This is a genomic window from Microbacterium sp. HA-8, from assembly GCF_046111165.1.
Classification (GTDB): Bacteria; Actinomycetota; Actinomycetes; order Actinomycetales; family Microbacteriaceae; genus Microbacterium.
Genome location: NZ_CP162025.1, coordinates 1967261 through 1994091, shown reverse-complemented (window position 1 = coordinate 1994091; position 26831 = coordinate 1967261). Strand labels below are relative to the sequence as shown.

Here is a 26831-nt window from a genome sequence, read left to right as displayed (position 1 = left end):
GTGTCAGGCGCCGGTCCGATCACGAAGAGTGGCGATCGTGTCGCGCCACTCTTTGTAGCTGCCGGACGAGAGTCGTTCCAGGGCCTTCCAAACGATCGAGCCGCGCGGCGTGAACTCGATGGCACCGAAGTCGTAACGTGCGACGAGGAGGTGACCCGTGGCGACGAGCGCACGATCGGCACTCAGCGACACCCACTCGCGTTCGGGCGCGCGTGCGGGTGTCAGATAGTCGGACTCGGTCAGCGCGTCGCTCAGCCGGGACATGTCGAACGATACGCGCCGACCTCGCAGAAAGGAGTGCCACAGTGTTGCTTGCGCGATGTTGAGATGCTGCCCAGGGCTCAGCAGCGACATACTCGTCATCTCGATGTATGCCTTGTCGAGAGTGTCGGTGCCGACGTCGGCGAGAGGATCTGCGGTCGTGACCGCATTCATCCAGGGATTCAATCGGTAGTGCCCGTGTGGTCTCAGGCTGTACGCCTGCATCATCGTGAAAGCGGCGCACAAACACCGATGCCAGATGATTCGGGTTTGCGTGCGCCACGACGCCTCCGCGAGGTGGCCATCGCCATAGCGCTCGGAAGGGAGCCATCCCTCCGCTTCGAGGCGGTGCACCGAATCCATCGCGAGTGACGCCCACCCGACTGCGGCGGCCGCGCGCGCGCGGATCACCTCGTCTGCGTCGCGGGCGGTGCGGCGAGTCACGGTGCTGCGCGCCATCATGGCTTCGACGATCTTGACGGCATTACCAGCCATCAGAAGGTTCATCTGATGCTCCACCTCGACCAATACCCGCTCGCCTGAGCGGAAGTCGGCGTCCGACGAGTGCCTTTTCAGGACGCGTCGGCCCTCCTCCCCCGCCGACATGGCGCGATCGAGCCGCTTCGCCTTCGATTCCTGTAGCGCGGCGTCGCGCCAAACGAAGGCACGGTACTCGAGCCGATCCTCGGCTGACTCGGCGAGGAAGCGACTGATCTCCGTGCGGCTGTCGGCGTCGAGGAGTCCGCCGCCGACGACGGTGAGGTGCATCGCCTGGTCGGCGAGTAGGACGATGCGCCGCTCGTCCTGCTTGACGTTCGTCGTCCAGTCGTCCTGAATTGCGCGCCGCGCTTTGAAATATCGAGCGGCGTCCCCCGGATCCGCGGTCTTGCGGAACGCTACCACCGCACGCATCAGCAGGTGCACCCTCGCGGAACCGCCCAGATGCTCGAGCCCTGACAGCGACGGCTCTGGGAGATGCTCCTCTCTAGGGGCGCTGGCGGTATGCAAACCCTGGCGAATGTATCGGATGATCGGCTCCTCCGCCGATCTGAAGGCCGCGAGCCGTGACGTGATGATTGCCTTGTACGCGTCATCGTCCCACTCCCGAATCGCGGCGTGGAACATGAGCATTGATACCGCCGCCTGCGACCGGGGCACCCGAGGGTCACTCGACTGACGGATACCTGCATCGTCGTCATCGGGATCGTGACGCAGGTCCAGCAGGTCCTCGTTGAACCACGGCCGCACGATCGAGTGACGCAAGTACCAGAACCGCGTTTTGATCGCCGGATTGCCCGAGAGATAGGAGTGGTGCAGCTGAGCGGTGCGTCGCCGAAGGATTTGAACGAACTGCTCCTCAGAGTCGCTGAGTGAGGCGGGCATTCTCACGCGGCTACGCACCGCTTCGACCAAGTGCGCACGCACCGGCCCCGTCGGCGGCCACTCTTCCGGATGGTGCGAGATCCACGCGAGGGCCGCTCGGTGCGCAGGCATGGCGTCGCGCCACTCCGTCGCGTACGACTCCATCGTGCGCTGTGCGGCAAGAAGCGCAGGCCGGCTCTCACAGACGCGCGTCGCCCAGTCGATAATCCTCTTGCCGTCAGAGCCCGGGCGAGTGACGGGGTACCGTCTCACGCCCCAGTAATCACCGACCTGTGCAGCGACATCCGCCGCATCGGCGGCGCTGCTGAATCGCTGTGTCGTATCGGATGCAAATCCCGCCAGCATCGAGCGCAGTATCGCCCGGTTCACCCACAGCCAGTCCCCTCGCCAACCATTCGGTCCGTGGAGAGAGCGCAGCAGCGTCGTGCGCGCGGTCGTCGGTCCGTCGCTCGCACCGGTCACAGCGTCGCGGAACGCCGCGACTGCCTCGCGTGCGTCGTCAGACGTCACTGTCGTCATCCCAGACTCCCCGGTCTTGGCCGCCCGCTAACGGTCTGATCAGCACGATAGCGCCTCATTCGGGATCGGATCACGGCGGGGCGCTCACCTCGGGCGATCAGTAACGAAGCTGGAGCGAAAGTTGCCCACTGAACAACCTCACAGCTCTGACTGCGCTGCGCGAGCGGCTGGCGATCCGACTGGTGACCGCCGTCTGGGACCATGCGGGACTGCTGCACGGATAGGTGACAGGTTGTAGTCACGCCGCCAGTGCGGCGGTCGTGTTCATGATGGTCTCGAACTCGATGGGCGTCAAACGGCCCAGGCGCCGTTGGCGTCGGCGTCGGTGGTAGGTCCGCTCGATCCAGGTCACCAGTGCGATGCGCAGTTGCTCACGCGTGGTCCAGGATCGGCGGTCGAGGACGTTCTTCTGGAGCAGCGCGAAGAAGCTTTCCATGGCCGCGTTGTCTCCGCTGGAGCCGACTCTGCCCATCGATCCGACCATGCGGTGTCGGGTCAGGGCGCGCAGGAATTTCCTGCTCCGAAATTGAGATCCTCGGTCGCTGTGAACCACGCAGCCGGCGACGTCGCCGCGCATGGCGACAGCGTTCTCGAGCGCTTGGACGGCCAGACGAGACTTCATTCTCGAATCGATCGAGTACCCCACGATCCGGCCGGAGAACACGTCCTTGATCGCGCAACAGTAGAGCTTGCCTTCCGCGGTCTTGTGCTCCGTGTAGGGTCGGCCAGCAGCGCCCTGTCTGGCTTGCGCCGGGTGGGTTTCTGCTGGCCGCCCTCCGAACCGGACGTGCCCATTCCTGAGCATCCGGCTCTCCATGCGATCACGCCGTGACGCTCGCCCAGGGGTTCGGGATGCGGGTTCCTCGGTAGCGGTAGCGGGTCACGGGGACCTGCCAGGCACGGAAGAACTCGATCCCCTCGGCGCGGATCTGCCACCGGGGCAGGTGCCGTCTGACGAGGGTGCGCATATTCAGCTTCGGGTGCCGCTTCTTCAGCCAGCCCACGATCCGCCAGAAGGCGAAGTGATCGATGACGGTGAAGACGCGTTTGACCACGCCGTGCTGGAAGTAGGCGCACCAGCCCCGCAGCGCCGGGTTGAGGCGGCGCAGCAGGTCGGCGAGCGTTCGATGGGATGCCCGGCGGGTCAGCGTCCGCACCTTGTCCCGGATGGAAGCCAGCGACTTCCGTGACGGGTAGGTGTAGATCGCGGTCTTCCCGCCATGACCTCTGATCCGGCGGCGCTGGATGCGCCACCCGAGGAAGTCGAACCCGGTGTCTATGTGCGTGACCGTCGTCTTCTCGACCGACAGGCGCAAACCCATCGGCGCGAGCACGGTGGCTGTTTCGTCCCAGAGCGCTTCGGCATCCTCGCGGGTGCCGCGGACGAGGACGACGAAGTCGTCCGCGTAGCGGACCAGCTTCATCGTCGCGCCCCCGGCGCGTTGATGCTTCGTGCGCGACCATTGCGGGCCGAGCATGTCCCACTTGCGTTGGAAGTGCTCGTCCACCACGGACAGGGCGATGTTCGCCAGCAGTGGCGACAAGATCCCGCCTTGCGGGGTGCCGGTGAACGTGTCCCTGTTCACGCCGTCCTCACTGAGGACGCCCGCTCTCAGGAACCCGCGGACCAGACGCAACACACGCTTGTCGACGACCCGCGCCCTGACGCGCTGCATGAGCGCGTCGTGGTCGATCTCGTCGAAACACGCGGTGATATCCGCTTCGAACACCTGCACGTAGCCACGTGAGGCGTAGTAGTGGATCTCCGCGATCGCGTCCTGCGCCCGCCTGCGCGGCCGGAACCCGTACGAGGACGGCTGGAAGTCGGCCTCGAAGATCGGTTCCAGCACCAGCTTCAAAGAGGCCTGAACGATCCGGTCCGTCATCGTCGGAATCCCGAGCTTGCGGACCTTGCCGTTCGCTTTCGGGATCGACTTCTGACGCACCCGCTCTGGGACGAACTCGCCGTGCTTCACGCTCTCGCGCAGCTCGGCGAGCATCCCGTGCACCTTCTCCGGCGGGACGGATCGCGGGGCGATTCCGTCGACTCCGGCGGTGCGGCCTCCCTTGTTGCCCGCCACCCGGCTCCACGCCGCAACGAGGAACCCGGGGTCATAGACCAGGTTGAACACATCATCGAAGCGACGACCGGGGTCGGTCGTCGCCCATTGGTGCAGTTTCGTCTGCATTCTCAGTACCCGCGCCCACGCCTCCTGAGTATCGGCTGGCCACGGAACATCCGCATTCACGGTTGTGTCTCCCTTACTGCTTGTCGATCCTGCGATCACACTGGACCCCTTCGCCATGCGGCCGGCTTTCCCGGCCTCGGACTACTACGGGCCCTCCGTCCCATCCCGGCCCGATCAGCAGGCCGTGCGCTCAGCCCTCGGTGTCGTCGCTGGCGGCGACGCACCTCCGGCGAGGCCGGGATAGTTCCCACGTTCACTCTCGAACCCTTCGACGGGATCGGCACCCAGTTATGCCCCAGCATCCTCGCCACGGCTACGCCGCAGGCTTTCACCGTGGCCTCCCGACCGGCGACATCACCCAGCCCAGGAGTTCCCCTCACCGCCGAAGCCGTGAAGGTGCGCGATGCAACCCGACCCGCATCCGCCAGGTTGGAGTCGGTGGTCTCGTATTGAGAGGCTTTCAGCCACTGGTTCCTATCCGTATGCCTCTCCGTCTCGCTAGCCGAGCCCGCACCATCTGGCAGTTCTGGCACGACTCGTCGTTGTCGAGGACTGCTCCACCCAACCCGCTCACGCCAACGGGCCAGATCGTCCTCCAGCTATCACACGCCTGCTGCGACAGGCGCCGAGCGGTGTCCTTTCACCACCGCAAGGTTCAAGAGCGCCTCGTGGCGCTCGATGTCCACCAACCAGAGCTCGTTCGGCGCCTCGGCCGCGAACACATGTCGCGTTCTGCCGTCCTCGTCGATGACGGCGCAGAGATCGTCGTGGACCGGCGGGCCTGGCTTCTTGCCATTGCGGCCCCGCTTCTTCCCGAACGCGGACCACCAGCCATTGCTCGATGCGATCCGCCATGCGGTCCGATCGGCCATCGCTTCACCCGCCTCCGCTGCCTCGTCGGCGAGCAGCCGGTGACCGAACTCCGGGTCATCCTTGTGCGCGTCGAACAACGCGTTCGCACGATACGCCTCCACCACCTCACTGGGCGTGATGGGAGCGGCCAGCCACCGGTAGTAGGGCTGACGAGAGAGCTTCAAAACCCGACACGTCACCGTCACAGGGATCCCTGCAGCGGCGAGCTCCGTCACGAGCGGGTAGAGCCTTTTCCCGGCAGGTTCGCCTGCGACAGATACGCCGCCGCCCGCCGGAGTACTTCGTTCTCCTGCTCGAGTAGCCGGTTCCGCTTCCGCAGTTCACGGATCTCCGCCGCCTCGGTCCGGGACTGGCCGGGCTTGGCGCCCTCGTCGACCGCGGCGCGGCCGAGCCACTTCTGCAACGTCATCGGGTGGACGCCGAAGTCTTTCGCGATCTGCTCGATCGTGACTCCGGACTCGCGGTTCCTCGCGACGCGGACCACGTCGTCACGGAACTCGGTGGGATAGGGCTTTGGCACGATGCCATCCTTCCAGGCCACCCTCCCGGGCAAGCCAGATCAGATGTCACCTATCCGTGCAGCAGTCCCTGCCCTCGCGCAGGCGTGGACGGCGCTGACCGGCGAGCTTCATCACCGAATCGGCAATGTTCATCCCCGTCGGATGGTGAGACGCAGACCTACATGGCTTCGAGTGTCGCTGGCCTGCCGATGTAGCTCCGCGCAATGGCAGGCGTTCGATGCGCCCAGCACTGCGCGACGCGCTCGCGCATGCTCGACGTCCCAGCGCTCGACACAACGCCAGACCGAGCGGCGCGGCCAACAAGATATTGAAGGCCGTGCCACAGACGTGAGGGAAATCAGCCGAACCAGAACCGGCGGTACGGACTCGACCCTGTTAGGGATGCAGCGTTTCTCGGTCGATCCAGATTCCCCGATCAATGAGCTCCGCTGGCACCCATTCGTGGTCTACCTGAGAGACGGGCGGTGCGGCGCTCGGTGCCCACCACTCGCTTGCCGACGGAGCGGGCTGTTTCGCCCAAGAAGGCGCCGCGGTTCCAGATTCACCCAAGCGCCATTCGACAACGCCGGCGATCGCGGCATCCCAGTGATCAGTGACCGTCGGGGGCGGGGCGTACGACACGAGAATTTGCGTAAGCGGCTCGCTGTCACGAAGCTGCCCGCTCAGCGCGACAAGGAGCTCGAAGGCGGCTCCCTCATCGCCAAGCGCGATCGCGTCGCGAATACCCTCCGCTACATCGGCGACAAACGGCATCCCACCTACATCAACAGCGAGAAGTCGAAGACCGGAACCGGCTGCCGCTTTCTCGAGTGTCGACGCATTCGGGTCTCGTCGTCCCGACTCCAGAGCGGAGAGGTTGGATCGTCCGAGTCCCGAGATCTCTGCCGCCGCAGCCTGGGTGATTCCGCGCTGGCGTCGTCCCTGCGCGACCTGTTCGACGATTGTGACCATCTCGCCACAGTATCGAATTCGACTCTTGACGTCCGATTTCGATCAAAGGCTGCGGGGTTATCGGTTTCGACACCCCGTAGCGATCAGGGTATCGAGAACGATACATCGGCGAATTGCGGGCGGATTCGACCCCGATCTGCCAAGGCTGCCAAGGTCCTGCCAAGGTCACCTTGGCAGGACCTTTCCCAGTCATAGAGCGGAAAAATGGGGGTCTGCCAAGGTTGCCAAGTAGTAGTTGTATTCCATGAGAAGAAAAGGTAAGTAGTAGATAGAAAACGGGTACTTACTCTCTTCAATCTCTCTATGGATACCCCCCGCACCTTGGCAACCTTGGCAGGTCGCTTATTTTAGACTCCTGACCTGGGATAAAGACGTTTTTCTTGCTTGGCAGGACCTTGGCAGGACCTTGGCAGCGAGCCGCATTTTCAGGCAATGCCCTGATGAGAGTCGATAAATCGCTTGCCAGCGGCGACACTGTTCCAATCGTTGGTGCTTGGAGTGTCTTCGGCACGCCGTGCAACGATCTCGATCGTCCTTGCCGGTAGCGGATCATCGATCCGGAGGACACCCCAGGCTGACCTGTGTCTCAGCGCCGTACGTCGCAAGCGCGATCCAAGGTCGTCAGAAATTCGGCTCTGTCATGAGTGGCCGCTGGAGCCCGCGTCGATGTGCCGCAGGGTATCCATCGTGACCAGAACCCGCGCCCTTCTCCCCACGACGATGCTCGTTTGCTGCACCCGACCCCGCGGATCACATTCCGCACATCCACACCGACGACACCCCCGTGCAGCGTATCCGTCGACGATTCGCATTCCCAGCTGGCGCGCACCGAGGAGGCATGGCGGCCACCCGGGGAGATGAACGCATACCCGGAGATAGAAGACATCTCCGTCTTGCCCGATTCAATCGCGCTCGAACGATGTCGAGTGAGCGCGCGAGTTCGACAACATCGAGTTGCGGCCGCTCGCACGCTCGCACGCTCAGTGCCATCCACTGCCGATGGGGCGGGCACACTCGAGCGGGCGGACCGTCACGGCGGCGTATCGGGCGGCTCACGACGCCTTGCGTGGGACGTAGCCTGTCGCGCGAATCTCCACAGGGCAGTGAGCAAGCCGCCGGTTGGCCCATGGAGCGTGGTGCGTGCCCGCCCGCTCGCGAAGGTGCGATTCCTAGTAGCGCGTTGCGTGGGACGGGGAACGAGCGCGATCCCGTGGATTCCCGCGCACCGGCTGCAGAATCAGCGCCTCCTCGGAATCGGGCTCCGACTGGTTGCCGCAGTCGGAGGGCTCAACGCTATGGACTCCGCAAGGCGATCCACGATCTCTCTGTCGCGGCCCATCCGATCTCGCTCGATGTATGTGTCGGCCCTAACGTGCAATGCAGTCGATCCGTGTGCGAAATGACTCGTACCAGCGGCCTGGTGACCAGATCCCATCGGCTTCGGCCATGGCCTGTGAGACGAGCGCCCAGTCGCGAGGCGACGGGTGCCGCGGCGACGGCTGTTCGAGCAGGGCAAGCTCACAGAGCGCCTCGAGGGCGAGATCGAAGTCTCCCCTCGATGAGTTGGAACGTCGGACTGACTCCCAGAGTTGATCGAATGCGCGCTCGACTTCGCCCAGTGATGCCAGGACACGCCCGTCTGTGAGCGCCTCCAGCTGGATAATCCAGCCGGACGCTTCCTTGTACCCCTCGAAAGCGCGAGCGAACGCGGCATCAGCCGCGGCGGGATCCCCGAGCGCGACATTCGCGCGCACGAGAAGCGCCTCAAGCTCTGTCTGTGCGGACAGGTCATGCCAATAGGGCCGCGCAGCGTCCTCGCCAGGCAGGTCGCTCTCGTCGGACTCTCGTGGGCGGTAGGCATCCAGCAGGAGATCGCTCACGTCAGCGGCGGTGCGAGCAGGATCTCCCTCACGCCACAGTGCCGCGATGTCGTCGGCGAAGGGCCGGCGAAGCCCGGCGTCGTTGAATTCGGACATCGCCACAGCGGCGACGAGCGACTCTTCGAGCCCCGCGAGCTCGTCCTGCCAGTCATCCCGAGTGCGGATCTCGTGATCCAGGTCAAGGATGTAGCGCGACCAGGAAGATTTCGGATCGTGATCAATGAGGATGGGCTCAGCAGCAGCGGCAGCGATCGTCGCGCGAAGACGGTGCTGCTTCGGCTCATCCCACCACGCGCCGATCTGCCACCACGTCAGTGCGTCGACGACTTCAAACGCGAGCTGCGCCCACTCCGCGCGCCGTATCGCAGACTCGATCTGCGGATCATGAGTCTCGAACGAAGCGATCTCGTGGATCGCCTGCAGATAAAGATCGGGGTCCCAGTGATCATTCGCCGGTAGTTGGACGGCCATGCAGAGTCGATCAATCGCGGCCCCCGGATGCCCGAGAAATCCCTCGAGACGCGCCTCGGCGAGGAACCTCGCCTGCATCAGGTACCACGGGCACCCCATCTGGATCTCGACCCAGAGCGCACGCAATGCTTCCTCGTTCTTGCCCACATCGAGCAACTCTCGCCCTGTCCACGCGTTGCGAGCCCAGACGGGGAGATCGATGAGCGCCGAACCCGTCTCCCTAGCGCGCACGAGGTACGCCCGTGCGCTGAGGTTGCCCCCGGATTCCGGACACTGACCAGGCGGGATCCGCGTGTTTGCGTGCCTGTCGGGGAGGATGTCCGTGATGGGCACGAGCAAGAGGAAGACGTATACGCCGGAGTATCGGCGTGAGGCCGCGCGGCTGGTGATCGACACGGGGCGCACGATCGTCGCTGTGGCGGGCGAGATCGGTGTCGGGGCGCAGCTGCTGGGCCGGTGGGTGCAGCAGGAGCACGCGCGGGCTGGTGGTGGGCCGGACGGGCCGCTGGAGGTATCGGAGCGTGCCGAGCTGGAACGGTTGCGGCGCGAGGTCGCGGAGCTGCGGATGGACAACGAGTTCCTGGGAAAAGCGGCGGCCTTCTTCGCATCGAAGCAGAACCCGAGGAGCGGTTCGCGGTGATCGAGGCGGAGAAGGCGAATATGACGATTACGCGCATGTGCCTGCTGCTCGGGGTCGACCGGCGCCGGTTCTACGAGTGGCGCGCCCGGCAGGTCGCGGGGCCCTCGGCCCGGCAGCAGCGGGCGGTGGTCCTGACCGCGCAGATCCGCGAGTTTCATGCCGCGTCCGACGGGACATACGGGGCGCCCCGAATCCATGCAGATCTGCATGATGCTGGGGTGGCCGTCTCACGTAAGACGGTCGCGAAACTCATGCAGGCCGACGGGATCACCGGGATCAGTCCGCGGACCTGGCACCCGCCGACCACGATCCGAGGTGCGGACCCGTTCCCCGTCCCCGACCTCGTCGAGCGGCAGTTCGATCAGGGCGCGCGTGATCTCGCCTGGTTCAGTGACATCACGTATCTGCATACCGGTGAGGGCTGGGCATACCTGTGTGTCGTCCGGGACGGGAACACCCGCCGGGTGCTCGGTCGCACCGTCGGCGACAGCCTGCACACCGACCTCGTCGAGGATGCCCTCCGGCAAGCGGTCGCGCTGCGCGGTCACCTGCCACGGAAGGTGGTCTTCCACGCGGATAGGGGCACCCAGTACACCAGCGCTCAACTCGCGGAAGCCGCGGCCGAGCTCGGGGTGCTCCGATCGATGGGTCGCACCGGGGTCTGCTGGGACTGTGAGAGTGTCGAGTACCTCCTGGCGGCCTGACTCTTGCTGACGACTGACCTCGAAGTCTGGGTGTCCTTGCTGTTGATCTGTCGTCCGTCAGGAGGCGCATCACCCTCGTGGTGCTGGCCGGGCGGGCGTGACCTCATAGGAGCCTGATCGCAACAGTCCCATCACAGTCCCGTCCACCCGACCGGCCAGTGTCACTCACCCTGTCCTGATCTGGTTGGAGCGAGCACTATGAGCATGCAGCAAGTCCCCTCTCACCGTCGAGTCGTTGTCGGCGTCGACACTCACAAACACGTCCACGTCGCCGTCGCGATCGATGAGCTCGGCGCGGTCCTGGATCGCCGATCTTTCGCGGCGGATTCCGGTGGCTACGGCCAGCTGATCGACTGGGGCGAATCGTTCGGCGGGAAACTCACCTTCGGGATCGAAGGCACCGGTTCCTATGGTGCAGGCCTGGCCGGCGCAGTGCGCCGTCGTGGAATCGGGACGCTGGAGGTGATGAGAACGGACCGTCGCGACAGGCGACTACGAGGCAAGTCCGACACCATCGATGCCGAGAACGCAGCCAGGGCAGTCCTCGCGGGCCTGGCGACGGCCATCCCGAAGTCAGCCGATGGAACAGTGGAGATGATCCGTCAGATCAAGGTCGCCAAGGACGTCGCCGTCAAGGCGAGAACATCCGCGATGATCAGCCTCAAGCAGGTCATCGTGAACGCCCCCGACGATCTGCGTCAGGAGCTGCAACCGCTATCGAAGATGGCGCTCATCCATCGCTGCGCGGCGCTTCGTCCGGGCCAGGTGACCACAATCATCGCGTCGACCAAGCACACGTTACGATCGATCGCCCGTCGCTGGGAAGTACTGGATGCCGAGATCTCCGGGCATGAGAAGCTCCTGGCAGAGCTGACCGCGCAGATCGCTCCCGACCTCGCGAAAGCCTTTGCGGTCGGTCCTGACACCGCGGCCGAGATGCTGATCGTTGCCGGCGACAATCCGGAACGGATCCGTTCGGAGGCCGCGTTCGCCCGGCTCTGCGGTGTCGCCCCGATCCCTGCATCGTCAGGGATGACCACCCGACACCGGCTCAATCGGGGCGGTCACCGGCAAGCAAACGCCGCACTCTACCGTGTCGTCATCGTTCGCATGCAGCACCACGAACCCACTAAGGCCTACGTCGCCCGCCGGATCACCGAAGGAAAGACGAAGTCCGAGATCATCCGGTGTCTGAAACGTCTTCTCGCCCGCGAACTCTGGGCCGCGATGCGCCCCATCCGCGAAGCCCGACCACCCCTCCAAATCGCGGCTTGACAGATATAGGAGCATCAACGCCGCCGCAGAATCGTTCTGGTCCACGTTCAAGAACGAGTACTACCACCGGCACGTGTTCGCCACGATCGACGCCGCTCGACGCGGCGCCTACACCTGGATCGACGGCTGGTACAACGCGCGCAGACGCCACTCCGCGATCGGCTACATCAGCCCGCTAGAGTACGAACGCCGCCAGCTCACGCTGGCAGCCTGACCAACCAACCACCTGTCCGGGATTCGGGGTCAGCCTCACGCAAAGTAACGCGTCGGTCAGTTGCTCCGCAATCACGCCGCACCTTCCTCAAACGTCAACAGCTTGTCCTTCGGCATTGAGGCTACTGTGTGGCATCCCTTGGCGGGCTACAGTCCAATCTGGGGCGTCGACGAGCAACTCGGACGATCAGACACGATCCGGGCCCGATCCCAGGCCTGCCACCTTGAGGTCATAAGCCGTTCGAACTCAACGATTAGGCGCGCCTACACACCCGCCGGAATGTAGACACGGTCATCCAACAAGCGCGTTGCGAGGTGCTCGCGATCGCACAACGCGGCCCGCTTTGCGCGCGGCGGTCACGTCGAAGGCTGTTAGCTCCCGCAACCGTTAGACGTCAACGGCTCGATTGGAGGCCCTCGCGTGCCCAGTGTCCGCATGAGGCGGGACGGGAACGGCGTAAGCGCGTCCGGATGGGGGTGCGCCTGCGGACCGCGTGCGATGAGGGGTCGATGCGCACGCGTGCGAGGAGCGACCGCACTCATCGACGAGGACGCCCTCGAAGTGGGCTGCACCCGACATTTCCGCCGAAGCCCGTCGCGCCGGCCAGCTTCAGCTGTTCAGGGTGGCGAGAATCCGACGCGCGGTCTTCGCCGTCGACGGGAATGTCGCCAGCAGCATCACCAGCAGGATGGCGATCCGTTCCTGAAGCCGGGCGCCGATCAGTGCTGTAGCCAAGCCCTGCGCGGACGTGAGAGCCGGCCTTTTGTCTGGGAGTCGATCCTACGTCGCGACGGCGAGCCCGCACTATAGTGTGCTCCGTAGTCGGTCAGCACCGATCGTCAGCGCCTAGTCGGATCGAGTCCAAGATGCCATTCCATGACCCGCGGCTTCCCTCAGGTCACCCGAAGCAGGATTTCCACACGAATCTCCATGCGGCGCCCACGCTGACGTGGACCACGACGCGCGGCAGCGCTGCCGACGTGATCAACTACGTAGTCTCGCTCCTGGGTCTGCTCCCCTCTGATCTCGAGCTCGGGCCGAACTTGATGGCTTGGACTCGAGACGACTCGAATGCTCTCACTGCCATCACCTCGCCAACTGGTTCGAGCGTTACTGTTTGGGCATTCTCTGAAGCAGGTGTTGCTCGCGTAAACAGCGCTGCTGAGCGTGAGCGTGACACTATGATCTCGGAATTGCGGCAGGGCATCGCGGGTGCCGACGGTCGAGTCGTCTCCTATTTTCCTGCGCACCTGGAGCATGGGTCCCCGACCGACAGCTCAACTTGGGACGAACTGTACGAGATCTTCAATACCGGTGACGTTGTCGACATGGAGAGCTGGACCAGCGGTCGCAGAGGTGGGAGCGGCGACGGCGGTGAAGCACCGGACTTGAACAAGGCGGGCCTGACCATTTCGCTGATCGAGTGGCTGCTTGAGACTGATACTGATGTGGTCTCCCATGAGCGTATCGATGGCGCAAAAGCGATGTGGAGAGCCTCGGTCTCAGTAGAGGGTCGGCCACCCGCGGAGATGTTCGTGGACAATGGGCTAAACGAGCTGTATTGCACGCTTCTTTCGCCAATCGATACCGACCACATCGTCGACGCTCTTGAGTCGGTCTTCCCAACCGCGACAGTCGGAGTCGTGCTTTCCGAAGGCCGAGCCTTCCTCCGGTCAGCAATGCCGATGGAACACTCGAATGTGTTCGCGTTGATCAATGGAATGCGTGCTCAAGCGCTAGCACGGCTGGCATATGAGGACCAAATAGGCCGCGAGTAGGACGGTAGGCGCGGTCCTCCCTTGGCCCAGCGTTTGGAGTGGTCACATGCCGATCGTCTCGGCTACCTCGTGTAAGGGCGCTAGGGTCTGGGACTACAAGACGGAGTGGACTCCCAGCTACCGGCAGCGCCCGATCGCTCCTTGACAGGTTGAACGCGGTCATCGGTTGTCATGCGCCCCGCCCGGGCTGGAGGCAGCTGACGAAAGACGCCGCCCGCAAGCCGGTCCCTACCCGGGCACCAAGTAACGGATCGTTGACAATCGTCTCGCAGAGGGCCCGTCTTTTGATCGTCACTCGGAAGCGAGAACGAGGTCGACGTCGACTAGTGACACCAACCGAAGCCATCGCCGCCGATGACGGCGGTTGCACCCGCGGACGCGGTCGGATCGGTCCCCGCCGCGGCAGTGATTCCTGCGTGCCTGAGCGCTCAGGCCGGTGTCCCCCGACCGCTCCCGGGTCGCGCGTGTTCGACCCGGGGCTCTGGTGTCTCGGCGCACTCGGTGAACTAGAGGTTGGGGAGCTGTCAACGGCCAGTAGGAATTGCCCATAGGCGGCCAGCGGAAGTGCCCGCTGGTGGCCAGTGGAACTGCCCATTCGCGGCCAGGAGTTCTGCCCACCGGGTTGTGGTGGCCCTGGCCGCGTGAGGCAGTCCCGCCGGGTCAGGTCATGGGGGTCACCCCCGTGCCGGCGAGGGCCTGCGCGAGGCGGATGGACTCGCCGGTGGTCTGCGCGAGGTGGGCATGGTGGAGGAGCCGGTCGACGGTCGCGGTCGCGAGGGTCTTGGGCATGAGCTCGTCGAACCCGGAGGGGTGCAGGTTCGAGCTGATCGCGATCGATCGTTTCTCGTAGGCGGCGTCGACGAGCCGGTAGAGGCCTTCCGCGGCGTCGTCGCCGACGCCGAGTAGACCGATGTCGTCAACGACGACGAGGTCGGCGCGGAGGATCCGGGCGACGGTGCGGGTGACGGTGTCGTCGACGCGGTGCGCGCGGATCAGCGCGCCGAGGTCCTCGAGCCGGAACCACGCGACGCGGAGGCCTTGTTCGACGGCGTGCTGGCCGAGCGCTTCGAGGAAGAACGTCTTCCCTGTCCCGGCGGGCCCGCAGATCACGAGGTTCTCCCGCCGGTGCACCCATTCCAGGGTCCGCAACGCCTGCTGGGTCGGCGCCGGGATCGTCGACAGGGACTGGTCCCAGGAGTCGAAGGTCTTCCCGGTGGGGAACCCGGCGGCCTTGCGGCGGGCGGCGAGCATGGACCGGGACCGGCCGGCGATCTCGGCGTCGAGGAGTGCTTTGACAACCTCCGCGGGTTCCCAGCGTTGTGCCCTTGCGGTCGCGAACACGTCGGGTGCGATGCCGCGGGCGTAGGGCATCTTCAGCTGCCGCATGGTCTGCTCCAACTCGGCCGGGATCGGCGGGGCGGCAGGGGTCGCGACGCTCACAGCTCGTCCTCCTCGTCCGTCGCGATGATCTCGACGACGGGGACGATCACACCCCGCGGCTGGCCGATCGCGGCCCACCCGGACGTGCCCTGCGCGAGCGACCGGGTCTCCGACGCCGCTCTCGCCGGCGTCGCGGTGATCCGGCTGCCGAGGATCGACGTGAGATCACCGGTATCGAACCGGCCATACGCGGCTGCGGTGCCGAGGGTTTCGTCGACGACCTCGATCCCGTGGATCCGGGCGAGCTGGACGGCTTCCCGCATCTTCTGGTTCATCCGCTGCGTCCCGGCCGCTGCGGCCTCGAGCAGCCAGGCCGCGGCGCCGTGACCGATACCGAGGAACTCCGCCTCCTCGGTGCTGCGGGCCTTGATCGTGTAGTCGCCGGGAACCTTCACCCCCGGCTGGGCGGGGAAGTGGGCGTCGTCGATCCTGGGGGTCCCGGGGCGGGCGCGGTCGTGTCGGGCGACCTCGACGGGCCCGTCGATGCCGTGGTGGACGATCACGACCCGCTCGGAGTCAGCGGCGCCCTGGACACGGACGAACACCTCCGCGCCCATCAGCAGGTGCGGGACGGAATACTGCCCGTTCTCGAACGCGACCATCGGCGTGTTCTCCCCGACCCGCCGGGACACTCCGAACGCGATGGTGTGAGCACGACCCGGGACCGGGTGCAGCCGCTGCTGCTCCTCAGCGAGCATCTCGACCGGGCGCCGCTTGGTCACCCGGTGCTCCCGCCCGTTGACGTCGTCCATGAACGCGTCGCAGGCCGCCTCGAGTTCGCCGAATGAGGCGTACTGGTCGCGGAGGTTCGCATCGGTGGGCACCAGGTCCGCTTTCGCGAGCTTCACCGACGCTTCCGCGCCACCCTTCGAGGCCGGGTCCGCGGGCTGACAGGTCAGCACCGTGACCCCGTAATGCGCGGCGAACGACACCGTCTGCGCGTTGCGGACCGGGACCCCCGCGATATGCATCGTGGTGACCGTCTTCTCGTTGTCGGTGAGGACATACGTCGGCGCGCCCCCGACCGCCCGGAACGTCCGATCCAACGCGGCGAACACGCTCGGGAGGGTCTTGTCGCGGATCGGGATCACCACCCGGAACCGACTGAACGCGAGCCAGGCGACGAACAGCACCGTCTTCACCCCGCCGACCACGGGCCCGTCGCCGAAGTCGTACTGCAACCACAGCCCCGGCTCGGTGACCCACGGCCGATGCACCCGACGGTTCCCCGCCCGCCACGACGCCTTCACCGCAGCGACCGCCCGCCTGGTCGACCGCTCCGACCCTTCGAACCCGATCGAGGTCAGCACCTCGTGGACCTTGTCGGCCCGAACCTTGCCCTTCGTCTTCTCGACCAACTCCTCGACCTTCGGCAGGAACTCGTCGATGACGCGCGGCCTGCGCGCCGCAGCGCCGACAGGCCGGCCCGCGTCCCGCGCCGCGACATACGCGGCGACCGTGTGATGAGAGCAACCCGCGAGCTGCCCCGCAGCCCGATACGACCCCGTCGCATCGAACGCTTCCAGAATCTCCATGACTTCTCCGTCAGACTTCAACACAGCCCCTTCCCGGGCGACGACGACCTAAGCACCCGTCATCGAACCGGGAAGGGGCCCCACCATCGCGACGACGCGCGGGGCGGAACCATCAGACGTGGGCAGAACTCATGGCCACCAACGGGCAGTTCTCCTGGCCACCTACGGGCAGGTCTCGTGACCGCCTACGGGCAGTTTTCCATGGCCACCGACAGGGAGCGCTTGGCGAAGCTCGGACCCGACTGGACGGGGGCGTGAAACGAACTGGTGACAGGTTGGGTTTAGGCCGCGAGGGTAAGCGGCTCGGTTAGCTTTGCTTCGAACTCGATGGGCGTCAAGCCACCGAGGGGGTCCGGTGCTCGCTGTCGGTGATACTTCCGCTCGATCCAGACGAGATCGCAAGGCGCAGGTCCCGCCTGGTGGCCCACCGTTGGTGATTGAGGACGTTTGTCTGCAACAGCGACCAGAACGACTCCATCGCGGCGTCGTCTCAACTGGCTGCCCCTGTCGGCGTGCAGGATGCATCCGGCAACGTCGCCGCCGCGGGTGACGGCCCGTCTTGCCTCACGTCAAGATGTCCGGGAGTGAGTGATGCTTGCCTCACGTGAAATGTCCGCGTAGCTCAGGCGGCGGGGCGGGTGCCCTGGGTGCGGGCGGCGGCGAGTTCGATGAGTTGTTGCTGGATCTGGTTGATCCGTCGGGTGATCCGTGCCGGGTTCAGCTTCGCATGCTCGCGCTCCAGTCGGGCGCGGGTCTTCTCGTCGAGCACACCGGCGTCGAGCAACCGCTGGTAGGGGGTACGTGGCTTGTCGTAGACGCGCTTCTTCCGGCCGGCTGCGGTGTGGGTCCAGTCGATCGCTTTCACGCAGGGCAGCAGATGGTTCTTGCGGGCCATCACGAAATCCCAGAGCTCGTTGAGCAGGGTCATCTCCGCCTCGGTCTCGTAGCGGTAGCGGAACGCGTGTTTGCGGACCCAGTCGCCGTTGCGTTGCTCGACGTGCGCGTTGTCGTTGTGCTTGTAGGGACGCCCCCGGGTGACGGGGATCTCCTTCTTGTCCGCCCAGGCGATCACGCCCCAGTTCATGAACTCGGATCCGTTGTCGAAGTCGAGCCCGGCGACCGGGACGGGCGCGTTCTTCACCATCCATTCCAGGGCGCCGTGCACGTGCACGTAGGCGTTGTTGCGGATCGTGCGCAGCATCGTCCACCCCGCGACCGGGTCGGTGCCGGTCAGGGTGCGCAGGAACTCGCCTTTGAGGGAGTGGCCGCAGTGCGCGACGGTGTCCAGCTCCAGGAACCCCGGGACGGTCAGCGGGGCGTCCATGCTGGTGCGCGTCGGGATCGAAGAGCGCAGGATGTGGGACGGCTTCGTGCCCGAGACCGCGACCGGGTAGGCGGCGTCCTTGTGCGGTTTCAGGTACCGGTCGATCGTCGCGGCGCTCATCGATCGCAACTCGTCCAGCACCTCCGGTGTGACCCGCTGCTCGACCTTGCCGAGCTCACGGAAGCGGACGAGGCGTTCGAGGGTGTCGTCCATGATCGCCGCGAAGTACTTTCCCGACGGCTGCCCGGACAGCCGCCAGACTTCTTGCAGCACCACGAGCGCATCGTAGGAGTACTTCCGCTCACGCGGCTTACGCTGCTGATCGCGCGCGGCACCTTTGCGTGCGTTCGCGGCACGGATCGCGCGGCGCGCGTGATCACGCGTCCAGCCTGTCGCGTGCACAAGCTCGTCCAGCAGCCGGCCCTTCTCTTCCTTGCCTGCTTTCGCATACTCGCGGGCGAACTTCTTCGTGATCTCACGGCGCGCCGCCATCGACAACTCCCTGCTCATCACCCCAGGGAACTACGCGGACATTCCTACGTGAGGCACGCGCAGCCCTTCCCGGACCTTTTAGCTGAGTCTCGTCGCGGCCTTGCGGAGCGCCTCGACGGCGAGTTTCGCGGGTCATCCGATCCGAGATCGAGTAGCCGACGATCCGGTTGGAATGGACGTCCTTGATCGCGCAACAGTAAAGCTTGCCATCACTCGTCCAATGCTCCGTGATATCGGTCAGCCAGACTCGGTTCGGGGCGTCCGCACGGAACTGGCGCTGCACGTGATCATCGAACACCGGCGGCCCAGCCTTCTTCCCCTTCCCGCGCCGACAGCGCTGCGCAGAGGAGAGAATCCCGGGCTGAGAACACAGCTTCCACGCCGTCCGCCTACTCATCCGCCACCCGGCCCGGCGCGCCCGCCAAGTATCGGTAGCCGAACGTCGGGTCCTCGCCGTGGGCGTCGTGGAGCGCGTTGAGCCGATACGCGCGGAGCACGTCGGCGCTGCGGACAGGGTCGTTCCGCCAGCGGTAGTAGGACTGGCGGGCGAGCTTGAGAACCCGGCACGACACCGTCACGGAAACCCGAGTCGGCGAGCTCAGCAACGAGCGGGTATGTCATTTTCGGGGAGCCACCAAGTTTCAGGTTGGCCTGCGACAGATACGCTGTCGCACGACGCAACACCTCGCTCGCCTGCTCAAGCAAACGGATCCGCTTCTTCAACTCGCGTGCCTCCGCGGCCTCCGCCGCGGTCTGACCAGGTCGACTGCCTTCCTCGACATCGGCCTGGCGGAGCCAGTTCTGCAGAGTCGCTTCGCTGATGCCGAAGTCAGTGGCGATCTGCTTGACGGTGACGCCGCTCTCACGGCGCCTTGCGACCGCGACGACGTCCTCGCGGAACTCTTGGGGAGAGGGACCGGGCATGATGACATCCTTCTCGTCAGCGCCTCGCGGCACTAACGATCAGTTGTCACCGATTCGTTCCTCACGCCCGTTGTTGCTGCCGCGACAGCACGAGCCCATCCACTGATGTCGTCTGGCCGTACGTCGCCGATGTCCCGGGTGAGGTCGACGTCGCGCGTCTGCAGTTTACTGACGCGAGCCGCGCCCGCTACGTCGCCCGCGCACCCACCGAGAAGAACTGCGATCGCGATCCTGACAGTGACGACACCTGCAGTGCAGTCTCGCCTGGTCAAACTCTGATACATGAGTTTGCCGTTTGGCGCTAGGGAACCCCTCCGCCCGAGGCCAGAAAGAGCTGATTCAACGCCTTAGATAGGCCTACCCCGCGTGCGTGCACGGTGACCCTGTAATCAGAGCGCAATTCCATTCGCACTATCTCGTGATGACCGGGCAGCCGCCGCGCGTCGCGATAACTTCCCAGGTTGGGTCGATCCAGCATCGTGAGATCGGAATCTTCCATCGGTATCCATCGAAGCTCGGATGCCTTGGCGGCGGACGTCCAGCATTCTGCGGGACCGGGGTCGTTGGTCGTGACCGCCGCGAAGACCTCATACTCAGCGTGAATCAGATCACCCGAGGCCGCCAACGCGACAAGGCGGCCGCGTTCCTCGTGTGATTCGACGTACCGGGGATTGTGCGGCCGGAAATCCTGCCGGTGCCATACACCTTCGGACGGGATCGCGCCCAAATACCAGGCGGAGTGCCCCTTATACTCGTCGCTCATTCTAGCTTGACCGCCAGAGACCGCTTGCGTCGCTACCTTCTTCGCGTAACGGCGAAGGCGCCCCGTTTCAAGAACAGATGCTTCGTATCTCGCTGATCCGAACATGGGTCTCCCAGTCGCAGGTTCGAGGCTTCGGGGCCGAATCACGTTGAGTCGGCGTAGCTGTCGAGCTTCATCGCGCTTAAGGCGCGACCGAGTATGCGTGCAGTAGCTGGACTTCGCTCGTAGGCTTTGGGGCTGTCTGTAAGAGGAACTGCTTCAAATTGGCCATCCGATGTACTGAGCGGCTGCTGCAGCATCGCGCGATGTTTCGTCCATGGTGAGTTGCACCGTGACATGCGATCTTGCACGCGCTCTGCTTCCGCAAACGGGGGCCGGGTCAGTCGTAGTCAAATGTGCTGAATCCGCGGGGCCACCGCGTGCCTCCGCCAGTCTTCAGAAAGCTGGGCAGGGCAGCACTGGTATCCCTCCCGTCCTTCCGCGCAGGGGATCTTTCGGAAGTGCTGCTTTCCAGAACGGATCGACCCGGTCAGGGTGTCGACGCCGAAGGTCTTGGTGTCTGATGTTGATCATGCCGAAGAGGATTCCGGAGGAGACGAAGCAGCGATCGATCCGGCTCGTGCTCGATCATCTCGATGAGTGCCCGAACCCGCCAGCGACGCTAGGTCCTCGGCATCACAACACCCATGCCACAGAATAGACTCTCTGCGGCGACTTCTTGCGCTCCTACCGGAGCGCCGCCGCGATCTCGTCCCGCCTCTTGATGCTCGCCGACAGGGAGAGGCTGTTTCGCGCGCCGCTCATCGCTCTTGTGAATCCGCCCTCGCCGAGAGCAACCAGCAGGATAGCGCGCTTGTCCTCCTCGTCCACCACGTATACCTGAACAGCCCACTGTGGACCGAGCAGGCTTTGGCCCTGGGCGATGATCTCGATATCTGCTCGATCGTCAAAGGCTGACAGCGCCCCCGACGAGCTTTGTATCTGTTCGATCGAGGTCGCCTTAACCTTACTCAGAATTTCCTGCAGAGCTCGCCCTAGGTCCGGAACGGACCGAGAGGTCTCAATCGTCAATTCGTCAGTCTTAAATGCCACAGAAAACTCCCCGATCGTTCATCTGGATATAAGGACGAGGCATTCGCATATAAAGGGCGAGGCATTCGCCGCACCTTGGATGGGTCATAAGGTGCTCTATGCGGTGGTCAGAGATGCGAGATCAATCACGGAGGATTGATTGATCATGTGAAGACCTTAGCGTTTCCCAGCAGGTCACCACGAGCCGGGAATCCCTTCGTTCCACTCGAGAGAGGGCGCCGGAAATCCCGTCCCACTCAACCTCCATGACCGGGTTGACTCACGACAGGCCAAGATCGTCGGACGGAGAGACTGGTGCCATGCCAAGAGCGAACTAACTTAACGTCATTCGCTGATGGGATGTCGTACGAGCCCACTGCGCGCGCAGGGGAGATGGGACGATCTCACCAGCCGGTGTGAGGAGTAAACCCGGCGGATGGCGGAAACGTGGGCGGAGCGAGAGTGCGCAGGAATGGCCGGAATCCTCCGCGCTCGACCGGGCTGCGGGCGATGCAATCTTGCGAGGTGTCGGCAGCCAAGGGCGGATCCACGGAGATTTCGAGCCGCCGCTGATCGCCTCTGTGGGGCCGTTGCTGGTACCGGGTCGGTCGAAGAATGCGGGCACGTTTACGTCGCGTTGCTTCGGAGTCGGCCGAGCCGCCGGATCTCGGTGCGCTTCCGCATATCCGCTCGTGTGCTTGGCGGATGCGTCTCAGTGATAGGCTTTCGCGCGCCGGTGGCTCAGGGCCAATGTCAGTCGCAGGTACCGTAATGGGAGCAGACGTGCGAGCTGAAGCTGTTCTTGTCTGCCTCGGCGCACCGCGCACACTTCGCAGCACCATTCTTTTCGCATGCATGAGCCATGGTGGCTCCCTTCTCTCGGATTGCGCTCACATTAGCGGTCGCAACGTGACCGAGTAAAGGTCCTGTTGTGGCCCATCCTTCTCGTCTTTTCCTAGCGACTGCATCACCCTTCAGTCGAAACCAGATAGTCCGCGACCCCGGCGACAGGCCGGGGTCACATGCGGTCGCCGAACTGCAGTCCAACTCGAATGATGACCCGCAAACCCTTCTCGGGGAAGGGCACTTCCTCGCCGTTCTCGTCGAGGACGTCCGCCTGAGTCGGCGTCTCCATGAACAGCCGGGCATGCGGGGCGATGCCGTCCTCAGCATCGAACGGGCTCGAATCGCGCTTGAACTGAACCGCGAGCTCGGCGATGAGTTCCTCCGCAATCTTCTGCAGGTCGGTGCCCGACGTCAGGGTGTGCGTCGCCACGCCGCCGTCTCCACCGTCGCTGTACTCGTACTCGAGAGGGTACCCGGGGTATGCCGGGCTCGATTCGATGAGGCGGACGATGCTGTCCTGGGCGTCGGCGAGGGCGACGAGGGCGCTCTGTCCGCTGCGGATGGTGAAGATGCTGCTGATCATGATGTCTCCGTGTCTGCCGGCTGGGGCGGGTTGATTCTTAATGAGGACTTCTCTCCGCCCTGTACGCTGCGGCGAATGGAACGGGGTATCTGCGTTGCCCCTATGCGTCCCGCGTCGACCGGGGCACCAAGACGTCATCGTCCAACGGCACTCGTAACACCGGCACCTCGTAGCGGCGCTGCCACAATCGCAGCGTCTCCGGGCTCATCCCGAGCAGCCCGGCCACATGGCGAACGGCGCCCATCATCGTGGGGTGCGACAGCCGCGTCTCCGCACGCATCCGCAACGCCCGCTCACGCCTCTCCGACGAATACTTCCTGTTCATCGTGTTCCATCCTTGCTTGAAGAACGGAACGAAAGTCAGGCTCAATCAGTTCAGCCGCTCGCGGTTCGATTTGCACCATCTGTTGCCACCCTGTTGCCACCCTGTTGCCGCCGAAGCGCGCTCGACGTCATCAGCAGCAGATTGTCGGCGGTGATGGATCGAGATAGCTCCTCGTTACTAGCCCGCTGTATCGTGGCCGTTGCGCTAGCCGGTTGAATCCGCCGTTCCGTTCGCTTTCCGCAACTCATCGCGACAACTGCACGAGCACGGTCCCAACATTCCCGAGATGCTCGTCGAGCTTCAGCGGGACCCACCCCGACGCCGAAAGAACACTGTCGGGCTGCGCCTTCGGCGACGCACGAGTTACTGCGCACGCGAGGGCTTTGCTGCTGCACCGGTAGAGCAGGTCGGTTGGTGGAACGCCCGAATTTTGCGGCTCGATTCTCGCCATGCGTTGTCCGAAATGACACGTACTTCGCCCGAGCGCGGTCGGCGAACGGCCCGGAACTTCTCCCCTATTTCACCGATCACTATCAGACAGCACTCCACCGCCGCGCCCGCGCTCCAAGGAAGCAGTCGTCTACTCGATGGGATTGCCGGCATTGACGCTCGATCCTGTTCGTTCCGCAACGCTCCGAAGCGCGTCGGGGAGCTCGCCGAAACGCGCAGTTCGTCATCTGCACCCGAGACCCAGACCAATCGCGATGCGACACCACGGGGAGTGCCCGGTGAGGTCGCGACACACGCCTTGAGTTCATTCGTGAACTGGTCCCGCGCTGGCGTTGCGTCAAGTCTCCGACGTGCGCCGAATTGCCCATGGTCCGCCTCGCAGTATCCAGTCTGGGACAGCCCCCAACATGCTCAGACAGCGCGGATCTGGTTGCGGCATAACGGACCGTCTTGTCGGAGCGAGCGCCTCCGGCGCGAGCTCTCTTACTATGCGGATGGAATCGCCCTCGATCGATGCATAAGCGCTGTCGCGCGGCCCGGTGTCCTCCAGCGCTAGCGCACTGACCGAGCGACGCACGCTCGCCACACGCGGTCAGCCGTCGAACGCCGGCACGCATCCATCCGGTGAGGAGCGACTCGTCGAGCGCGAAGGCGCCTGCCGCTCCTGCATTGCGTCCAGTCGCCGCAGGGTACTGGTTGTGAACGAAACCACTTCGAATGACTCGCATCCTTCCGCGGAGACGCCCGATGGCGAGCACCGTGCTGTTGCAATACGGAATCTGCCATCGCGGACTCCATTGAGCCTGCGCCGAACCAGTCAGCGCATCGACCCGTACGCCGCGCGCTTTTGGCGAAGCGGCAGCACTGCGGCGTGGTTCAGCCGGGATGATTACGTCGCGCTCGCATCTGCTGATGTTGTTCGCATTCCAGCGTGGTTGAACATGAGTGCCGAGGAATCGAAGAGGCGGGTGTACGCCGGGCGGCTGTGGGAAGACGTGCTGTGCGTCATGGCGGCGCTTGAGCAGTGGCGCACCATGACCGTGCAGCAGGTTGAAGCGCTTACCAACGTCGCCGGGCTGACTAACGGGAGAACTTCGCTGCTGACGGCCCTGTGGGTGCACGGCCTCATCGAAATAGGTTCGCCGACGAGCGACCTGGCCGCAAGCACGCTTGACCGGAGCACGCTCCTGCTGAGACCCGCACGCACGTCCGAGGCGAAGGACATGTTCGAGCAGTACTTGTCCTACGCCGAGTGGGTCTCGGTCACGTCCGGTCGGGGGTTTTTCACGGATCGTCAATACGCACGACACAACGTCCTCGCCTCTGAGTTCGGTCTTCGTGTTGCGGAGTTCGGCCAGGTGTCGATGGTGCTAGGCGAGTCCCTGAGTGGAATGGATCTGCTCGCGTACTCCGGTTGCGGCGCCGAGGTGCCATCGCGGGGCGCGCAGGGCGGTTCCGACCTCACTCTGGTGAGACCGGACGGCCTTCGGGTTGCGGTCGAGATGACGGCGAGTAAGAGCGGATCAGCGTTCGCGGACAAAGTCGAGAAGCTCGTCGCGATCCTCCACCGTCGCAGCTTGGAAGCGACGGGCTTGACTGTTTTGTTCGTCTGCGCAGCCCGTCAGGACGCGTCTCGCGGCGAGGCTGGTGAGGTCGAGCGGAAGGTGAAGCGGGCGGTGCAACGTGCCGTCATCAACTATCCGGGCACCGCGCTCCACCCCACCGCCAGTCGGGTCGCGGTGGCCCGCTGGGATCGCCTGTTCCCCGACGGCGGAATCGTCGCCGATTTCACCACCCTCCCCGTCGAACGCCCAACTGGGATGGGTCGGCGACACGGTGGCAACGGGAACATCTGGGAGCCCGCACGACTACTCGACTCAGCGTCGGTTCCCTTCACACCGGACGACCCCACGGCGCTCCACGCTGTCGTCACGCTCGCCGCCGGGCTCCGCGGCGTCCACCACGCCCTGAGAGCCACGGAGGGCCGTCCCGACCTCCACGCGATCTCACTCGCACACACAGGACTCGACCACGTCATCGACGCCATGAAGGCCAACTCCCCCGCCACCGGGAAGGGCGCGGCTGGCCCGGCACAGATTCCCCCACGTCTGCGCTACTGACCGCCCAGACCAGCGGGCGACGAGCACGGAATCATGGCTCATCGAAGAAGCCCGCGTCCTCGTCGCAGAGCACTTCATCGAAGCGGCGACGTCGCCCTGGCTGGCCGCAGGTCTCGCAGGTTCGGGCGCTCTCGCTAACCGCGGCGCGGAGCACCCGCGCGAACTCTTCGCTGCGGGGGCCGTCGTCGATGGTCTCGATCTGCAGCCGTGCCTTGTACGGGCGGATGAACCGCAGACGGTAGCTCGGATCTATCGCCGCGAGCTGTGTATCGAGTCGGACGAGAAGCGGCCACCAACCGTGCTCCACGACGACTTCGGGAAGGTATGGAACCCAGATGCGGTCGACGATGCGTTGGATCGGGCTCGGGTACCTCTCGTCGACCCAGGTGATGAGGGCACCGTCATCCATGCGCTGAGTCCGAAGCGTGAACTCGAAGTCGGAGATCGATGAGGGCCCGACCGATCCGGAAGGGGTGATGCGCGGGCGGATAGAGGCGGTCATGAACAAGCTGACTCAATCGCGGTTCGTATGCGGGCGACGCGAAATTTTCAAGCATCTGGTCGGTGAGATGCTGAATGCCGTCGAACCGCGCCTCCACGCAGAGCTGGTCGGGATCTGCGGAAGTCCACATGTCGATTGACGTGGTCCCGTGATTGATGAGGACGCCGACGCGGCGTGCAACCGCGCTGGCTGCGTCCACGATGTGATCAGAAAGTCCCCGAGAGTTCTCGATCAGATCTAGCTCTCGTGGCGCGAGTCGCTCAGGAGAACTCCACTGAAGGTACGTCATTCCGGACGCACGGTTGCGGGCGACTTCTCGGAGCACGTCTCCTTCGGTAACTGCCGGAAATCGGATCTCACCCCTCGTGCGAAGCCGCCGCAGGGCGACGCCGTCAGTCGTCGTCGCCAGCCTCACGCCAGGTAACCCGCAGAGCTCTTCATCGATGTCCACGGGAAGGGCACGGATGATGGCTCGCGTCGCGGTGAGGCGATCAGCGATGATCTCGATGCTGTCTGACCGCGGCCGCAGTCTGTGGAACGAGAATTCATCCGTCCGGGCGGGCGCGCTGTACGACGGGGCGTGAAGATACCGCAGCTCGAGGAATAGTTCGCCTTCTAGGCGCCTTTGCTCAGCAACTGGCTCCGGAAGCACCTCGGTGTGGCCGAATAGCCACTCCGACGATTCGGCAATCGTCTCTCGCGTGGCAAGCTCCCGCATTCGTACATTCCGTTGGTGCTCGGCGTTCGCTTCCCACAGGTCTCGGCCCACGACGACCTCCCCCTCTGCCCGGACAAGC

General features: G+C 64.6%; 24 protein-coding genes and 4 pseudogenes. 6 read left to right on the top strand and 22 right to left on the bottom strand.

The annotated features are described in order from the left end of the window. Nucleotides 1-3: 3 nt before the first annotated feature. The 7 genes and pseudogenes from AB2L57_RS09495 to AB2L57_RS09465 form a co-directional block, all read right to left on the bottom strand. Entirely contained in the window at nt 4-1644 is a 1641-nt protein-coding gene (locus tag AB2L57_RS09495) for a hypothetical protein (RefSeq protein WP_409046934.1), read from the bottom strand. A gap of 757 nt (nt 1645-2401) precedes the next feature. Next, nucleotides 2402-2878 (bottom strand): annotated as a pseudogene (locus AB2L57_RS09490) (IS3 family transposase); the annotation flags it as partial. Nucleotides 2879-2984: 106 nt separating this feature from the next. After that, the gene (ltrA, locus tag AB2L57_RS09485; protein WP_267189910.1) at nt 2985-4352 is read right to left on the bottom strand and encodes a group II intron reverse transcriptase/maturase; all 1368 of its coding nucleotides are present in this window, start codon (nt 4350-4352) and stop codon (nt 2985-2987) included. A 602-nt stretch (nt 4353-4954) separates the two neighbouring features. Further along, nucleotides 4955-5440 carry a hypothetical protein gene (locus tag AB2L57_RS09480; RefSeq protein ID WP_409046898.1) on the bottom strand — a complete coding sequence of 162 codons (486 nt, stop codon included), beginning with the start codon at nt 5438-5440 and terminating at the stop codon, nt 4955-4957. Then, nucleotides 5437-5745: a transposase gene (locus AB2L57_RS09475; protein ID WP_409046933.1), complete on the bottom strand. Its 309-nt coding sequence runs from the start codon at nt 5743-5745 to the stop codon at nt 5437-5439. The genes AB2L57_RS09480 and AB2L57_RS09475 overlap by 4 nt, the downstream gene beginning before the upstream one ends. A gap of 376 nt (nt 5746-6121) precedes the next feature. Then, entirely contained in the window at nt 6122-6697 is a 576-nt protein-coding gene (locus AB2L57_RS09470; protein WP_409046932.1) for a helix-turn-helix domain-containing protein, read from the bottom strand. Nucleotides 6698-8064: 1367 nt separating this feature from the next. Then, nucleotides 8065-9195 (bottom strand): hypothetical protein, encoded by a 1131-nt coding sequence (locus AB2L57_RS09465; RefSeq protein WP_409046931.1) that lies wholly within the window; start codon nt 9193-9195, stop codon nt 8065-8067. Between the two features lie 178 nt (nt 9196-9373). Here AB2L57_RS09465 and AB2L57_RS09460 point away from each other — a divergent pair, with 178 nt between their 5' ends. The 4 genes from AB2L57_RS09460 (at nt 9374) to AB2L57_RS09445 (ending at nt 11881) form a co-directional block, all read left to right on the top strand. Then, nucleotides 9374-9688, top strand: coding sequence for a transposase (locus AB2L57_RS09460; RefSeq protein WP_409046930.1), 315 nt, complete (start codon nt 9374-9376; stop codon nt 9686-9688). Beyond that, complete coding sequence (locus tag AB2L57_RS09455; RefSeq protein WP_409046929.1) at nt 9685-10392, top strand: IS3 family transposase; 708 nt, start codon at nt 9685-9687, stop codon at nt 10390-10392. The genes AB2L57_RS09460 and AB2L57_RS09455 overlap by 4 nt, the downstream gene beginning before the upstream one ends. Nucleotides 10393-10590: 198 nt before the next feature. Beyond that, nucleotides 10591-11667 carry an IS110 family transposase gene (locus AB2L57_RS09450; RefSeq protein WP_100812876.1) on the top strand — a complete coding sequence of 359 codons (1077 nt, stop codon included), beginning with the start codon at nt 10591-10593 and terminating at the stop codon, nt 11665-11667. Nucleotides 11668-11680: 13 nt separating this feature from the next. After that, entirely contained in the window at nt 11681-11881 is a 201-nt protein-coding gene (locus AB2L57_RS09445) for an integrase core domain-containing protein (protein WP_409048609.1), read from the top strand. Nucleotides 11882-12490: 609 nt separating this feature from the next. Here the strand turns inward: AB2L57_RS09445 and AB2L57_RS09440 are convergent. Then, a complete protein-coding gene (locus AB2L57_RS09440) occupies nt 12491-12616 on the bottom strand; it encodes a hypothetical protein (protein WP_409046928.1) in 126 nt (41 codons plus the stop codon). A 446-nt stretch (nt 12617-13062) separates the two neighbouring features. Between AB2L57_RS09440 and AB2L57_RS09435 the strand changes: the two genes are divergently transcribed. Further along, on the top strand, nt 13063-13659 hold the full coding sequence (locus tag AB2L57_RS09435) for a hypothetical protein (RefSeq protein ID WP_409046927.1): 597 nt from the start codon (nt 13063-13065) through the stop codon (nt 13657-13659). Nucleotides 13660-14319: 660 nt separating this feature from the next. Here the strand turns inward: AB2L57_RS09435 and istB are convergent. The 12 genes and pseudogenes from istB to AB2L57_RS09375 form a co-directional block, all read right to left on the bottom strand. Next, nucleotides 14320-15099, bottom strand: coding sequence for an IS21-like element helper ATPase IstB (gene istB / locus AB2L57_RS09430; RefSeq protein WP_198159083.1), 780 nt, complete (start codon nt 15097-15099; stop codon nt 14320-14322). Further along, nucleotides 15096-16655, bottom strand: a complete 1560-nt coding sequence (istA, locus tag AB2L57_RS09425) for an IS21 family transposase (protein WP_409046926.1) — start codon at nt 16653-16655, stop codon at nt 15096-15098. Before istA ends, istB begins: the two co-directional genes overlap by 4 nt. 260 nt (nt 16656-16915) lie before the next feature. Next, a pseudogene (locus tag AB2L57_RS09420) lies at nt 16916-17124 on the bottom strand (IS3 family transposase); the annotation flags it as partial. Between the two features lie 132 nt (nt 17125-17256). Beyond that, nucleotides 17257-18468 carry an integrase gene (locus AB2L57_RS09415; protein WP_409046856.1) on the bottom strand — a complete coding sequence of 404 codons (1212 nt, stop codon included), beginning with the start codon at nt 18466-18468 and terminating at the stop codon, nt 17257-17259. Continuing rightward, complete coding sequence (locus AB2L57_RS09410; protein ID WP_409046925.1) at nt 18434-18847, bottom strand: DDE-type integrase/transposase/recombinase; 414 nt, start codon at nt 18845-18847, stop codon at nt 18434-18436. The genes AB2L57_RS09415 and AB2L57_RS09410 overlap by 35 nt, the downstream gene beginning before the upstream one ends. Next, a complete protein-coding gene (locus AB2L57_RS09405) occupies nt 18840-19028 on the bottom strand; it encodes a hypothetical protein (protein ID WP_409048682.1) in 189 nt (62 codons plus the stop codon). Before AB2L57_RS09405 ends, AB2L57_RS09410 begins: the two co-directional genes overlap by 8 nt. Nucleotides 19029-19170: 142 nt before the next feature. Continuing rightward, nucleotides 19171-19374 (bottom strand): annotated as a pseudogene (locus AB2L57_RS09400) (transposase); the annotation flags it as partial. Between the two features lie 301 nt (nt 19375-19675). After that, entirely contained in the window at nt 19676-20137 is a 462-nt protein-coding gene (locus tag AB2L57_RS09395) for a hypothetical protein (protein WP_409046924.1), read from the bottom strand. A gap of 726 nt (nt 20138-20863) precedes the next feature. Next, nucleotides 20864-21208, bottom strand: coding sequence for a hypothetical protein (locus AB2L57_RS09390; protein ID WP_409046923.1), 345 nt, complete (start codon nt 21206-21208; stop codon nt 20864-20866). Between the two features lie 404 nt (nt 21209-21612). Continuing rightward, nucleotides 21613-21857, bottom strand: a pseudogene (locus tag AB2L57_RS09385) (hypothetical protein); the annotation flags it as partial. 369 nt (nt 21858-22226) lie between these two features. Further along, complete coding sequence (locus AB2L57_RS09380; protein ID WP_409046922.1) at nt 22227-22637, bottom strand: hypothetical protein; 411 nt, start codon at nt 22635-22637, stop codon at nt 22227-22229. Nucleotides 22638-22737: 100 nt separating this feature from the next. Continuing rightward, nucleotides 22738-23007, bottom strand: a complete 270-nt coding sequence (locus tag AB2L57_RS09375; RefSeq protein WP_409046921.1) for a hypothetical protein — start codon at nt 23005-23007, stop codon at nt 22738-22740. 1346 nt (nt 23008-24353) lie between these two features. Between AB2L57_RS09375 and AB2L57_RS09370 the strand changes: the two genes are divergently transcribed. Next, nucleotides 24354-25532: a hypothetical protein gene (locus tag AB2L57_RS09370; RefSeq protein ID WP_409046920.1), complete on the top strand. Its 1179-nt coding sequence runs from the start codon at nt 24354-24356 to the stop codon at nt 25530-25532. A 31-nt stretch (nt 25533-25563) separates the two neighbouring features. Here the strand turns inward: AB2L57_RS09370 and AB2L57_RS09365 are convergent, their stop codons facing one another. Together AB2L57_RS09365 and AB2L57_RS09360 are read right to left on the bottom strand one after the other, a co-directional pair. Next, nucleotides 25564-25941, bottom strand: a complete 378-nt coding sequence (locus tag AB2L57_RS09365; RefSeq protein WP_409046919.1) for a hypothetical protein — start codon at nt 25939-25941, stop codon at nt 25564-25566. Beyond that, nucleotides 25934-26752 (bottom strand): hypothetical protein, encoded by an 819-nt coding sequence (locus AB2L57_RS09360; RefSeq protein WP_409046918.1) that lies wholly within the window; start codon nt 26750-26752, stop codon nt 25934-25936. Before AB2L57_RS09360 ends, AB2L57_RS09365 begins: the two co-directional genes overlap by 8 nt. Nucleotides 26753-26831: the final 79 nt, after the last annotated feature.